The organism is Nocardioides sp., assembly GCF_047602075.1.
In the GTDB taxonomy this organism is placed as follows: Bacteria; Actinomycetota; Actinomycetes; order Propionibacteriales; family Nocardioidaceae; genus Nocardioides.
The window spans coordinates 1,544,287-1,556,594 of record NZ_JASGIF010000001.1; the positions used below are offsets into that span (position 1 = coordinate 1,544,287).

A 12,308-nucleotide genomic window follows, 5' to 3' on the forward strand; every position below is an offset into this window, starting at 1 on the left:
CCGATCAACCCCCGTCAGACACCTCCACGATCGGCGAGCCCGCCGGCTTCGGGGCCAACGAGTGGCTGGTCGACGAGATGTACGAGCGCTACCAGTCCGATCCGGCCAGTGTGCCGAGCGAGTGGGCCGCCTACTTCGCACCCGGCAGCAACGGCACCTCCTCGTCGGCCGAGGCTTCTCCCTCGGCCGAGGCCGCCCCGTCGGTCGAGGCGCGCCCGCCCGCGGAGCCCAGCCGACCCGCCCCGGTGGCTCGGCCCCGACCCGCGGCGGCCGCCGCCGAACCGGCCCGCGGAACGAGTCAGCCGGTTGCCAAGGAGGCCGCCCCGACGGCGACTTCCGAGGCCAACGACGAGCCGACCTTCACCATCTTGCGCGGCGCCCCGGCGCGCACCGTGCAGAACATGGACGCCTCGCTGGCCGTCCCCACCGCAACCTCGGTGCGCAGCGTGCCGGTCAAGTTGCTGTGGGACAACCGGATCGTCATCAACAACCACCTGGCCCGGGCCCGCGGCGGCAAGGTGTCCTTCACCCACATCATCGGCTATGCGATGGTCAAGGCGCTCCGCGCGATGCCGGAGATGAACGTCGGCTTCCAGGTCGTCGACGGCAAGCCAACCCTGGTCAACCCGGCCCACGTCAACCTGGGTCTCGCCATTGACATGCCGAAGCCGGACGGCACCCGCCAACTGCTGGTGCCGGCGATCAAGGCCGCCGAGGCGATGGACTTCGCGGCCTTCTGGACGGCGTACGAAACGCTGGTGACGAGGGCCCGCGACGGCAAGCTCGCCGTGGCCGACTTCCAAGGCACCACGATCTCGCTGACCAACCCCGGCACCATCGGCACCAACCACTCCGTGCCCCGGCTGATGCCGGGCCAGGGCGCGATCATCGGCGTCGGCGCCATGGAGTATCCCCCCGAATGGCAGGGCGCCTCCGAGGACACCTTGACCCGGCAGGCCGTGAGCAAGGTGATGACGCTCACCTCGACCTACGACCACCGAGTCATCCAGGGTGCCCAGTCTGGGGAGTATCTCCGGCGCCTCCACGATCTGCTGCTCGGCGAGGACGAGTTCTACGACGAGATCTTCCGGTCGCTGCGGATCCCCTACGAGCCGATCCGGTGGGCGCGAGACATCGCGACCTCCCACGATGACGAGATCGGCAAGCAGGCCCGCACCGTCGAGTTGATCCACGCCTACCGCGTGCGTGGCCACATGATGGCCGACACCGACCCGTTGGAGTACAAGCAGCGATCGCACCCCGACCTCGAGGTCGAGACGCACGGGCTGACCCTGTGGGACCTGGACCGCGAGTTCGCGACCGGATCCTTCGGTGGCGAGGACCGCCGCTTCATGAAGTTGCGCGACATCCTCGGCATCCTGCGCGACTCCTACTGCCGCACCGTCGGCATCGAGTACATGCACATCATGGATCCGGCCCAGCGCAAGTGGATCCAGCAACGCGTCGAGCAGCCGCATGTGAAGCCGCCTCGCGAGGAGCAGCTGCGGATCCTGCTCAAGCTGAACCAGGCCGAGGCCTTCGAGACGTTCCTGCAGACCAAGTTCGTCGGGCAGAAGCGCTTCTCGCTCGAGGGCGCCGAGACGACCGTCCCCGTCATCGACGAGATCTGCGAGGCGGCGGCGGAGGCCAGCCTCGACGAGGTGACCATCGGGATGGCTCACCGCGGCCGACTCAACGTGCTTGCCAACATCGTCGGGAAGAAGTACTCCCAGATCTTCCGGGAGTTCGAGGGCAACATCGACCCTCGCACCGTGCAGGGCTCCGGCGACGTGAAGTACCACCTCGGCGCCGAGGGGGCGTTCACCGCCGGATCAGGAGCCCGGATCAAGGTCTCCGTCGCCGCGAACCCGTCCCATCTCGAGGCCGTCGACCCGGTGCTGGAAGGCATCGCTCGAGCCAAGCAGGACGTGCTCGACCGCGGGATCGAGTATCCCGTGCTGCCGCTGCTGGTGCATGGCGACGCCGCCTTCGCCGGCCAGGGCGTGGTCGCCGAGACCCTCAACCTGTCCCAGCTCCGCGGCTACCGCACGGGTGGCACCATCCACCTTGTCGTCAACAACCAGGTGGGCTTCACCACCTCTCCCGGCTCCTCGCGCTCCTCGCTCTACTGCACCGACGTCGCGCGGATGGTGCAGGCGCCGATCTTCCACGTCAACGGCGACGACCCCGAGGCCTGCATCCGGGTCGCCCGGCTCGCCTTCGAATACCGCCAGGCGTTCAACAAGGACGTCGTCATCGACCTGGTCTGCTACCGACGCCGCGGGCACAACGAGGGCGACGACCCGTCGTACACCCAGCCGCTGATGTATGACCTGATCGAGCAGAAGCGCTCGGTCCGCAAGCTCTACACCGAGTCGCTGGTCGGCCGTGGCGACATCACCATGACCGAGGCGGAGGAGGTGCTCCGCAACTACCAGCAGCAGTTGGAGCGCGTCTTCACCGAGGTCCGCGAGGCCGACTCGCAGCCCTCGGAGTGGACCACGGTCCCCGACTACCCGGACAAGCCGGCGGGCGAGGCGCGCACGGCAGTCACCCCAGAGGTGCTCAAGATCATCGCCGACGCCTACGTCACACCGCCGGCGGGGTTCACCGTGCACCCCAAGGTGATGCCGCAGCTCGAGCGGCGCGCCACCGCGATCGCCGACGGCCCGATCGACTGGGGCACCGGCGAGATCCTGGCGTTCGGCTCACTGTTGATGGAGGGGCGGCCGGTGCGCCTGGCCGGCCAGGACTCACGCCGCGGCACCTTCGTGCAGCGGTTCGCCACCATCATCGACCGGGTCAACGCCGACGAGTGGACGCCGTTGTCCTCGCTGGCCGAGGACCAGGCGAAGTTCTTCGTCTACGACTCGCTGCTCTCGGAGTACGCCGCCCTCGGGTTCGAGTACGGCTACTCCGTGGCCAGGCCCGATGCACTCGTCCTCTGGGAGGCGCAGTTCGGCGACTTCGTCAACGGCGCCCAGACGATCATCGACGAGTTCATCAGCGCCGGAGAGACCAAGTGGCGCCAGCAGTCCGGCGTGGTGCTGCTGCTCCCGCACGGCTACGAGGGACAGGGGCCCGACCACTCCTCGGCGCGGATCGAGCGCTTCCTCACCCTCTGCGCCGAGGACACCATCACGGTGGCCCAGCCGTCGACGCCGGCGTCGTACTTCCACCTGCTCCGTCGGCACTCGCTCGGCGAGGAGCACCGGCCGCTGATCGTCTTCACGCCGAAGTCGATGCTCAAGCGCAAGGAGGCCGCCTCGCTGCCGGCCGACTTCACCAGCGGGTCCTTCCGGCCGCTCATCGGCGACGCCACCACGGACCCGGAGGCGGTCGAGGTGCTGCTGTTGTGCTCGGGTCGGGTCACCTGGGACCTGATGACGGCCCGCGGCAAGCTCGAGGATCCCGAACGGTTCGCCATCGCACGGATCGAGCAGCTCTATCCGCACCCGAGCCCGGAGCTGCGCGCCGAGCTGGATCGCTATCCGAACCTGAAGGCCATCCGGTGGGTGCAGGACGAGCCCGCCAACATGGGCCCCTGGCCGCACTACCAGCTGACCGTCTGGCCGACGATGCCGTTGCCCGTCGAGCTGGTCTCCCGATCCGCGAGCGCCTCGCCCTCCGTCGGCACGCTGAAGCGGCACACGCAGGAGCAGGGGTCGCTGCTCGAGGGGGCCTTCGGACCGGTCGAGGCCTAAGCGATGTACTTCACCGACCGTGGCGTCGAGGAGCTCCAGTCCCGGCGCGGCGAGGAGGAGGTCACCCTCGCCTGGCTCGCCGACCGACTCAGCGAGTTCACCGACGTCCACCCCGAGTTCGAGACCGCCGTCGAGCGGTTCGCCACCTGGTTGGCCCGCCTGGACGACCCTGAGGACTGAGCTGCAGTCAGCGGGGGCGGATGCTGAGGTCGCCGATGGTGGCGTTGTCGGGCAGGTCGAGGACGTGCAGGATCGCCTCGGCCACCGTGTCTGGTGCGACGAACGCGGCGGGGTCGTAGGCGCGGCCCTCCTGCTCGTGGACCCGAGCCTGCATCGGAGTCGCCGTGCGCCCCGGGAACACCGAGGTCACCCGGATCCCGTGCTCGGCCTCCTCGGCGCGAAGTGCCTCGGCGAGGGCGCGTAGGCCGAACTTCGACGCGGCATACGCCGACCAGTTGGCGTGCGCGGTCAGGCCGGCACTGGAGTTGACGAACACCACCGTCCCCCGGGCGCGCCGCAGCTGGGGCAGCAGCGCCGTGGTCAGCACGGCCGGCGCGGTGAGATTGACGTCGAGCTGATGACGCCAGGACGCCAGGTCCTGCTCCGCCACCGGCCCGAGGTCCAGCACCCCGGCGACGTGCAGCAGGGAGTCGATCGGGTCGGTGATCCTCGCGCCGAGGTCGGTCAGCGACTCCGGGGTCGCCAGATCGGCGACGACGAACTCGGCCTCGGGGAAGTCCGGGCGGAGCTGGTCGACGCGGTCCTGGTCGCGCGCCAGCAGCACGAGGCGGTCGCCGCGGTCGCGCAGCCTCTCAGCCAGCACCTGGCCGATCCCGGAGCCAGCTCCGGTGAGCACATGGGTCTTCACCGGGTGAAGACGATCTTGCCGAACTGTTCGCCGGCCGCCATCGCCGCGAAGCCCTCACGCGCCTCCGTCATCGGCAGAACTCGGTCGATGAGGGGCCGAACGCCGGTCGCGTCGAGCATGGTGACCAGCGAGGCGAGGTCGCCGCGGGTGCCCATCGTCGACCCGATGATCTGGAGCTGCAGGAAGAAGACCCGCGTCAGCTCAGCGTCGGCCACGTCCGGGCCCGAGGTCGTGCCCGAGATGACGATCTTGCCGCCCAGTCGCAGCGACCTGATCGAGTGTGACCAGGTGGCCTTGCCGACCGTCTCCATGACGGCATCGACGCGCACCGGCAACCTGGCGCCGGACTCGAAAACCTCGTGCGCACCCAGCTGCAAGGCACGCTCGCGCTTCCTCTCGTCTCGAGAGGTGGCCAGCACCTTGAGCCCACCGGCCCTCCCCAACGAGATCAGCGCGGTGGCGACACCGCCGCCCGCACCCTGCACCAGGACGGTGTCTCCCGGCTTGAGGCCACCTTGGACGAACAGCATCCGGTAGGCCGTCAGCCACGCGGTCGGCAGGCAGGCCGCCTCCTCGAAGGACAGCGACGCCGGCTTGGGCACCACGTTCCCTCGGGGCACCATCACCTTGTCGGCGAAGGTCCCTTGGAACCGCTCCGAGAGCAGCGACCGCTTCGGGTCCAGCGTCTCGTCGCCCACCCAGCCGGGTTCGCTGATCACGGCGTGGACGACCACCTCGTTGCCGTCCTCGTCATATCCCGCCGCATCACAGCCCAGGATCATCGGGAGCGCTTCCTGCCGCAGGCCGACCCCACGCAGGCTCCACAGGTCGTGGTGGTTCAGCGAGGCGGCCTCGACGGTGACCGTCGTCCAGCCCTCCGGTGGCTCCGGGTCCGGCCGCTCCCCCACCACCAGGCCGGACAGCGGGTCGTCAGCGGAGAAGGAGTCGGCATAGACAGCGAACATGGGGCCAACCTATCGAGTGGCCTCAGGTGCTGACCGACCTCCGACCCATCTCCCGCGGTCCTATGGTGGCTGAGGACCCGGAATACGAGGCACTTTGCCACTACAAGACCGCGGCAGACGCACGAACACCGCGGCAGACGCCCACCCAGCAACCGACCAGATCCTCAGCGGCGAGCGACACCGTCACGACGAGCGGCGGCGGCGACGGCGGTGGAGACGGCGGGGCCGACGCGAGGGTCGAAGGGCGAGGGGATGACGTAGTCCTCGCGCAGCTCGTCGCCCACCAGGTCCGCCAGAGCGTTGGCGGCGGCCACCTTCATGCCCTCGGTGATCGCGGTGGCGTGGACGTCGAACGCGCCGCGGAAGATGCCCGGGAAGGCGAGCACGTTGTTGATCTGGTTGGGGTAGTCGGAGCGACCGGTTGCCACGACGCGGGCATGCCGGCTGGCCAGGTCGGGGTGCACCTCCGGAGTCGGGTTGGCCAACCCGAAGATGATCGCGTCGGGAGCCATCGAGGCCACCACCTCCTCGGGCACCGTGCCACCGGAGACGCCGATGTAGACATCCGCGCCGGCCATCACGTCGGCCAGCGAGCCGCGGCGATCGAACCGGTCGGCGGTCACCCGCGCCAGGGCCCGCTTGACAGCATTGAGGTCGGGGCGCTCGGAGTTGAGCACGCCTTGCCGGTCGAGCACAGCGATGTCGGAGATGCCGGCCTCCAACAGGATCTTGGCGACCGCGACCCCGGCCGCACCCGCGCCGGAGATGACGACCCGGGTCGTCTCCGCCGATCGGCCGGTCAGACGCAGCGCGTTCTGCAGTGCCGCCAGCGCCACCACCGCGGTGCCGTGCTGGTCGTCGTGGAAGACCGGGATGTCCAGCCGCTGCTTGAGCCGCTCCTCGATCTCGAAACAGCGTGGTGCCGAGATGTCCTCGAGGTTGATGCCACCGAAGCTGGGCGCCAGCCGCACGACCGTCTCGATGATCTCCTCGACGTCGGTGGTGCTGAGGCAGATGGGCACCGCGTCCACGCCACCGAACTGCTTGAAGAGCACCGCCTTGCCCTCCATCACCGGCATCGCAGCGGCAGGGCCGATGTCACCCAGCCCCAGGACCGCGGTGCCATCGGTCACGACGGCGACGGTGTTGGGCACCCAGGTGTAGTGCTGGGTCAGTGTGGGGTCATCGGCGATCGCCGTGCAGACCCTTGCTACACCGGGCGTGTAGGCGAGCGAGAGATCGTCGCGCCCGGTCAGTGGCACGGTCGAGGTGAGCTGCATCTTGCCGCCCACATGCAGGTCGAACACCGGGTCACCGGCGAACGGATGATCCATCAACGAGTCTTTCAGGTCAGCACCAGCGAGCACCGGTGCACGGGATGCGGCTCGACACGATCGGGTGGCTCGCGGAACCTGGCGAACTGGGGTTGTCCCGGTCCACGATCCTCTCACATCTGTGACGATCAGCCCCGCGCGACCCGTCCGGGCCGAGGCCATGCCCGGAAGAGGACGACGGCCAACACGTCGTCCGCTGGCACCGGCCCGCGATGGCGTGAGTCCACCCCGGCGTCGGTGTTGTCGCTGAGCAGCCACCAGCCCGGGGCGCCGGAGGCGGTGGTCCGGGGCTCGATGGCGCGCTTGACCGCCACCGTGCCGTCGGGGAACCGCGCCAGGACGAGTACGCCGGGGCGCGCCGCGGCGGCGTACCGCACCACCAGACGATCGCCGGGGTGCAGCGTCGGGCGCATCGAGTCGCCGTGGACCCGGGCAAGCCCGATCGCCATCGGTGAACTCCTCGCTGACGCTTCCCCCACCGACCGGTAGTGTCGCAGGTGGAACCGAATCCACCTCCGTTGAGTCTCGAGAGGACATCCATGCTCACGCGACTGTTCGCACCCACCATCGACGTCTCCGCCCACTGCGACCTGCCCTGCGGCGTCTACGACCCGGCCCAGGCCCGCATCGAGGCGGAGTCGATCAAGGCCCTCATCGGCAAGGTCGCTGCGAATGACGACCCCGACTTCCGCACTCGCGCCGTGATCATCAAGGAGCAGCGTGCAGAGCTGGTCAAGCACCACCTGTGGGTGCTGTGGACCGACTACTTCAAGCCCGAGCACTTCGAGAAGTACCCCAACCTCCACGAGCTGGTGAACCAGGCGACCAAGCTGGCTGGCGCCGGCGGCGTCAAGGGTTCTCTCGACGAGGCCAAGGCCGACGAGCTGCTCGCCAAGATCGACGAGATCGCCGACATCTTCTGGCAGACGAAGAAGGGCTAGCAGGCTCCGTGGACGCTGTCGGCGGCAGCCGTCGGGCCGACGTCGAGTTGCGGCTGCCCGCAGACAGCGCCTACGCGTCGGTGCTGCGGACCACGACGGCCGGCCTGGCGGCTCGGCTCGACTTCACCATCGACGACATCGAGGATCTGCGCATCGCCGCGAGCGAGGCCAGCGCCCTGATGCTCGATCAGGCGGATCCTGGAGCCGACCTGCTGTGCTGCTTCTTCTTGGACCCGGGTCGCCTCGCGTTGCGCCTGACCGTCCAGGCCGCGGCGGCCGCACCGCCCGACCAGGACGGCTTCGCCTGGCAGGTGCTCAGCACGCTGGCCAGCGAGGTCGACAGCGAGGTCGGTGACGGGCGACTCACCATCGCATTGGCCATGCAGCCGGAACCGGTCACCGACGGCGGCTGAGATGACGCCCTCCGGTCTTGGCCCTCGGGGGCCCGAGGAGACCAGGCGACGCACGGCTGAGCTGTTCGCCCGGCTGGGTGACACGCGAGCGGACGGCGAGGTGGGCGACCCGGGGGCCCGAGACGAGTTGGTGACCCTGCACCTGCCACTCGTGGAGCACGCGGCGCGACGCTTCCGTGACCGCGGCGAGCCCCATGACGATCTCGTCCAGGTCGGCACGATCGGTCTGATCAACGCGATCGACCGGTTCGACCCGGAGCGCGGCGTGGAGTTCTCGACGTTCGCGACGCCGACCATCGTCGGCGAGATCCAGCGCCACTTCCGCGACCGCAGCCGAGCCATCCGGCTCCCGCGGCGTGTGCACGAGCTGCAGACCGCGATCGCCGCCGCCACCGGTGACCTCACCCAGTCACTCGGCCGTTCACCGACTCCGCGCGAGCTCGCCGAGGTCGTCGGCTGCTCGGTCGAGGAGATCGTGGAGGGCCTGGAGTCACGGTTGCGATCCACCACGTTCCCCCTCCACACGCCGACCGACGAGGCGGCCCTGGCCCGCAGCGACGGCAGCTTGGAGCACGTGGAGATCCGCGAATCGGTCCGCCCACTCCTGGAGAGTCTCGACCCGCGAGACCGACGGATCGTGGTGATGCGCTTCTTCAAGAACATGACCCAGTCCCAGATCGCCGCCGAGCTCGGCGTCTCCCAGATGCAGGTCTCCCGCCTGCTCACCCGCACTCTGGACCGGCTGCGCAGCTCCTGGCAGGAGCCGGGCTGACCACTCCGCCGGATCAGCGGTCGTCGGATTGACCCTCGAGCAGCCAGGTCATGCTGCGCGGGTGCAGCACGCCGACCAGCCCGACCACGGCAGCGAGCGCGAGGAGCGCGGCAATCCAGGTGGTCTGGCCTCCGCGGAAGCTCCAGGCCAGCCCGAGCGCCATCAGCTGACTCAGCGCCAGCGGGCTGCGGGCCCAGGTCTGGCGGCGGCGGGCCGCCCAGGCACAGCCCGCCAGACCGGCACCGACGACGGCGAAGAAGCCGGCCGTGCTGAGGCCCATCACCACCCGACCGGAGGTGAGCGAGAAGAGCTCGAGGACGGCGTACACCACCAGCACCACGGCCTCCAGCGCCACCACCACGACAGCAGCCAGCAGCGGCCGCGGCACGCCCTCACTCGTCGACACGGACTCCGTCACCGGTCCAGGCTAGGCCAGAGCCCCTGACCACCAGATGGACCATGTGACGCAAGAAACCTGGTCAGGGTCTTGTATCGATCCAGCAAGGTTGGCACCCTAGCGGGGTGAACTCGTGAATCAGTTCACATGGTCCGCCACCGGCGACCAGGTAGACTTGCCCGGTTTGGGCATCCCGCACGCACCAGAAAGAAAGTAGGTAGCCCCCACCCATGGATTGGCGGCACCGCTCCGCATGTCTCGATGAGGACCCGGAGCTGTTCTTCCCGATCGGCAACACCGGTCCTGCCATCCTCCAGATCGAGGAGGCCAAGGCGGTCTGCCGACGCTGCGAGGTGCGCGAACAGTGCCTGCAGTGGGCCCTGGAAGCCGGTCAGGACCATGGTGTCTGGGGTGGGCTCAGCGAGGACGAGCGGCGGGCACTGAAACGGCGCAACGCTCGGTCCCGGGTGCGCGCCGGGGTCTAGGACCGGAGGTCCTGTCAGGGCTAGTCGGCGGGCAGTTCGACGACGGCCTTGGTGCCGTGACCGTCCGGACCGCGAGCGACGGAGAACCGGCCGCCCAGCTCGGACTCCACCAGGGTCCGCACGATGGACAGGCCGAGGTGAGTCGTCGTGTCGAGATCGAAGTCCTCGACGACACCGACGCCGTCGTCGGTGACCGTGACCCGGAGCTGTCCGCGGCGCCGGCGGGCGGACACCACGATGGTGCCCGTCGCCTCGTCGGGGAAGCCGTGCTCCACCGCGTTCTGAAGGAGCTCGGTGAGCACCATGGCGAGCGCGGTCGCCATCTCGGAGGGAAGCTCACCCACCGAGCCCTGTCGGGAGACTCTGACCGCGGCGCCGACCACGCTGACCTCGCTCACCATCCGGCCGAGTCGGTCGACGATCTCGTCGAAGTCGACTAGGCCCTCGGCCGACTGGCTCAACGTCTCGTGCACGATCGCGATCGAGCCGACGCGGCGTACTGCTTCCTCCAAGGCGCCTTTGGCGGCCGGCTCGTCGATGCGGCGGGCTTGCAGGCGCAGCAGGGCGGCGACGGTCTGCAGGTTGTTCTTCACCCGATGGTGGATCTCACGGATGGTGGCGTCCTTCGTCACGAGCTCGCGATCACGGCGACGGAGGTCGGTGACGTCTCGGACCAGCACCAGCGCACCGATCCGCTCGCCGTGCGGACGCAGCGGGATCGATCGCACGATCACTGCGATGTCGGCCGAGGTGACCTCGGTGTCGCGGGCCTGGGTGCCGCCGAGCACCGCGCTCAGGCTCTCCTCGTCGGCCCGACGGCGGGCCGGGATGAGCTGGCGGGTGACATCGGCGAGCACCAGCCCGGTCAGGTCGCCGGAGTGGCCGAGGCGTCGGTAGACCGAGAGCGCGTTGGGACTGGCATAGACCACTGCCCCGGTGCTGTCCACCCGGACGAACCCGTCACCGACCCGCGGTGAGTCGGCGTGGTCGCTGCGCTGCCCCGGCGCCGGCAGGTAGCCGCCCGCGATCATCTGGGTCAGGTCGGCGGCGGTCTGCAGGTAGGACAGCTCCAACCGGCTAGGGGTGCGCACACCCAGCAGGTTGGTGTTGCGCCCGATCACCGCGATCACCCGGTCGTTGCGGCGCACCGGGATGGTCTCCACCCGCACGGGCACGTCGTCGCGCCACTCCGGATCGCCCTCTCGGACCAGGCGGCCTTCGCGGTACGCCGCATCGAGCAGCGGCCGCCGGCCCACCGGGATGAAGGTCCCCACCACGTCGTCGACGTGGGCGGTAGGCCCCGTTGTGGGGCGCATCTGCGCCCCCGCCCAGAAACCCTTGCCCTCGCGGTCGGGCAGCCAGAGCACCAGGTCGGCGAAGGACAGGTCGGCGATGATCTGCCAGTCGGCGAGCAACAGATGGAGCCACGCGACGTCCTCGGCGCCCAGGTCGGTGTGCGCACGCACGAGTTCGCTCATCGAGGGCACGGCCTCAGCGTATATTCGGCACAGACCGGGCCCTGCCGCGCCGGTCTGTGTGAGCGGTTGTCGACGAAGGAGGGTCATGGGGGCTGGCTACTGGCAGCACGTGAGAGCTGCCGGGCTGACGGTTCCCGCCGACCGGCCCCTCGATGAGCTCACCGCCGAGCTGACCACCCTGCTCGGCTCCGTCGATCCCGACGAGCGGGACCGGACGGCGTACCCCACGTTGGCGACCTGGATCGACCGGGGGGTGTACGACGACCTGCTCGCCGGCCTGGGCGACGGGATGGCCGCCGGGCTCAGCGTCGGCCTCGGCGAGCGGGGCACCGACACCGTCTTCCGGCGCAGTTTCTCGGCGTTGATCCTCGCCGAGTGCATCGAGCGGGACAGCCGGCTTCGGCTGTTGCCCACCGGCAAGGTGTTGGAGTGGGGTGACCGGATCACGACGTGGTACCTCCGCGAGCAGGATCTGCGCGGCTTCGTCCCCGGCAAGGGTTGGGCGCACGCGCTGGCCCACGGCGCCGACGCGATCGGCCGACTGGCCCGGTCACCGCACCTCAGCGGTCCTGAGCTCACCGTGCTGCTCGACGTGATCGCCGACCGCGTGCTGCTGCACGGCGACACGCTGCTGGTCTCGGGAGAGCCCGACCGGATGGCCCTGGCCACCATGGAGGTGCTGCGGCGCGACCTGCTGCCGTTGACAGTCGTCGAGCCCTGGGTGGCTCGGCTGGCCGGTGCCGCCCGACAACATGCCGCCGACACCGACCGCGACCCGTTCTTGGACAGCGGCAACGCGGAGGCCTTCCTGCGTGCCCTCTACCTCCAGCTGGCGATCGGGCCCCAGCCTCCGGCGGTCCGCTCCGACCTGCTGCTGGCGCTGGTGGACACCCTGCGGACCACCAACCCACACACCCTCGGGGCCACTCATGACTCGTGAGTAGCATGCGC

13 protein-coding genes are annotated in these 12,308 nt (G+C 69.5%); 7 read left to right on the top strand and 6 right to left on the bottom strand.

Annotated features, from left to right (window positions below; all coding sequences use genetic code 11):
* Window positions 1–77: 77 nt before the first annotated feature.
* Window positions 78–3,704: a multifunctional oxoglutarate decarboxylase/oxoglutarate dehydrogenase thiamine pyrophosphate-binding subunit/dihydrolipoyllysine-residue succinyltransferase subunit gene (locus QM714_RS07785; protein ID WP_415101023.1), complete on the top strand. Its 3,627-nt coding sequence runs from the start codon at window positions 78–80 to the stop codon at window positions 3,702–3,704.
* Between the two features lie 3 nt (window positions 3,705–3,707).
* Complete coding sequence (locus tag QM714_RS07790) at window positions 3,708–3,884, top strand: DUF6104 family protein (RefSeq protein ID WP_415099181.1); 177 nt, start codon at window positions 3,708–3,710, stop codon at window positions 3,882–3,884.
* 7 nt (window positions 3,885–3,891) lie between these two features.
* Here the strand turns inward: QM714_RS07790 and QM714_RS07795 are convergent, their stop codons facing one another.
* The 4 genes from QM714_RS07795 to QM714_RS07810 form a co-directional block, all read right to left on the bottom strand.
* On the bottom strand, window positions 3,892–4,572 hold the full coding sequence (locus QM714_RS07795) for an SDR family oxidoreductase (protein WP_415099183.1): 681 nt from the start codon (window positions 4,570–4,572) through the stop codon (window positions 3,892–3,894).
* Window positions 4,569–5,537, bottom strand: coding sequence for a zinc-binding dehydrogenase (locus QM714_RS07800; protein ID WP_415099185.1), 969 nt, complete (start codon window positions 5,535–5,537; stop codon window positions 4,569–4,571). Before QM714_RS07800 ends, QM714_RS07795 begins: the two co-directional genes overlap by 4 nt.
* Window positions 5,538–5,701: 164 nt before the next feature.
* Window positions 5,702–6,871, bottom strand: coding sequence for an NAD(P)-dependent malic enzyme (locus QM714_RS07805; RefSeq protein WP_415099187.1), 1,170 nt, complete (start codon window positions 6,869–6,871; stop codon window positions 5,702–5,704).
* Between the two features lie 128 nt (window positions 6,872–6,999).
* Window positions 7,000–7,320: a S24/S26 family peptidase gene (locus tag QM714_RS07810; RefSeq protein ID WP_415099189.1), complete on the bottom strand. Its 321-nt coding sequence runs from the start codon at window positions 7,318–7,320 to the stop codon at window positions 7,000–7,002.
* 90 nt (window positions 7,321–7,410) lie between these two features.
* On the opposite strand from QM714_RS07810, the gene sodN reads away from it, so the two are divergent.
* From sodN to QM714_RS07825, 3 genes are read left to right on the top strand one after another with little or no spacing between them, the layout of a single operon-like run.
* Complete coding sequence (gene sodN, locus QM714_RS07815) at window positions 7,411–7,812, top strand: superoxide dismutase, Ni (protein WP_415099191.1); 402 nt, start codon at window positions 7,411–7,413, stop codon at window positions 7,810–7,812.
* An 8-nt stretch (window positions 7,813–7,820) separates the two neighbouring features.
* A complete protein-coding gene (locus QM714_RS07820; protein ID WP_415099193.1) occupies window positions 7,821–8,225 on the top strand; it encodes an anti-sigma factor in 405 nt (134 codons plus the stop codon).
* A 1-nt stretch (window position 8,226) separates the two neighbouring features.
* Entirely contained in the window at window positions 8,227–8,997 is a 771-nt protein-coding gene (locus QM714_RS07825) for a SigB/SigF/SigG family RNA polymerase sigma factor (RefSeq protein ID WP_415099195.1), read from the top strand.
* Window positions 8,998–9,010: 13 nt separating this feature from the next.
* On the opposite strand, the gene QM714_RS07830 is transcribed toward QM714_RS07825, so the two are convergent.
* Window positions 9,011–9,415 carry a hypothetical protein gene (locus QM714_RS07830; RefSeq protein ID WP_415099197.1) on the bottom strand — a complete coding sequence of 135 codons (405 nt, stop codon included), beginning with the start codon at window positions 9,413–9,415 and terminating at the stop codon, window positions 9,011–9,013.
* 209 nt (window positions 9,416–9,624) lie between these two features.
* Here QM714_RS07830 and QM714_RS07835 point away from each other — a divergent pair, with 209 nt between their 5' ends.
* Window positions 9,625–9,879 (top strand): WhiB family transcriptional regulator, encoded by a 255-nt coding sequence (locus tag QM714_RS07835; RefSeq protein WP_415099199.1) that lies wholly within the window; start codon window positions 9,625–9,627, stop codon window positions 9,877–9,879.
* Between the two features lie 20 nt (window positions 9,880–9,899).
* Here the strand turns inward: QM714_RS07835 and QM714_RS07840 are convergent, their stop codons facing one another.
* Window positions 9,900–11,366 carry a sensor histidine kinase gene (locus QM714_RS07840; RefSeq protein ID WP_415099201.1) on the bottom strand — a complete coding sequence of 489 codons (1,467 nt, stop codon included), beginning with the start codon at window positions 11,364–11,366 and terminating at the stop codon, window positions 9,900–9,902.
* 76 nt (window positions 11,367–11,442) lie between these two features.
* Here QM714_RS07840 and QM714_RS07845 point away from each other — a divergent pair, with 76 nt between their 5' ends.
* Window positions 11,443–12,297, top strand: coding sequence for a DUF2785 domain-containing protein (locus tag QM714_RS07845; RefSeq protein WP_415099203.1), 855 nt, complete (start codon window positions 11,443–11,445; stop codon window positions 12,295–12,297).
* The last annotated feature ends 11 nt before the right edge of the window (window positions 12,298–12,308 follow it).

What these genes read in the sequence shown, in the direction of transcription:
- QM714_RS07805 (WP_415099187.1), bottom strand. Translation starts at nt 6,871, where the DNA reads ATGGATCATCCGTTCGCCGGTGACCCGGTGTTCGACCTGCATGTGGGC.
- QM714_RS07810 (WP_415099189.1), bottom strand. Translation starts at nt 7,320, where the DNA reads ATGGCGATCGGGCTTGCCCGGGTCCACGGCGACTCGATGCGCCCGACG.
- QM714_RS07785 (WP_415101023.1), top strand. Translation starts at nt 78, where the DNA reads ATGTACGAGCGCTACCAGTCCGATCCGGCCAGTGTGCCGAGCGAGTGG.
- QM714_RS07825 (WP_415099195.1), top strand. Translation starts at nt 8,227, where the DNA reads ATGACGCCCTCCGGTCTTGGCCCTCGGGGGCCCGAGGAGACCAGGCGA.
- sodN (WP_415099191.1), top strand. Translation starts at nt 7,411, where the DNA reads ATGCTCACGCGACTGTTCGCACCCACCATCGACGTCTCCGCCCACTGC.
- QM714_RS07845 (WP_415099203.1), top strand. Translation starts at nt 11,443, where the DNA reads ATGGGGGCTGGCTACTGGCAGCACGTGAGAGCTGCCGGGCTGACGGTT.
- QM714_RS07790 (WP_415099181.1), top strand. Translation starts at nt 3,708, where the DNA reads ATGTACTTCACCGACCGTGGCGTCGAGGAGCTCCAGTCCCGGCGCGGC.
- QM714_RS07835 (WP_415099199.1), top strand. Translation starts at nt 9,625, where the DNA reads ATGGATTGGCGGCACCGCTCCGCATGTCTCGATGAGGACCCGGAGCTG.
- QM714_RS07800 (WP_415099185.1), bottom strand. Translation starts at nt 5,537, where the DNA reads ATGTTCGCTGTCTATGCCGACTCCTTCTCCGCTGACGACCCGCTGTCC.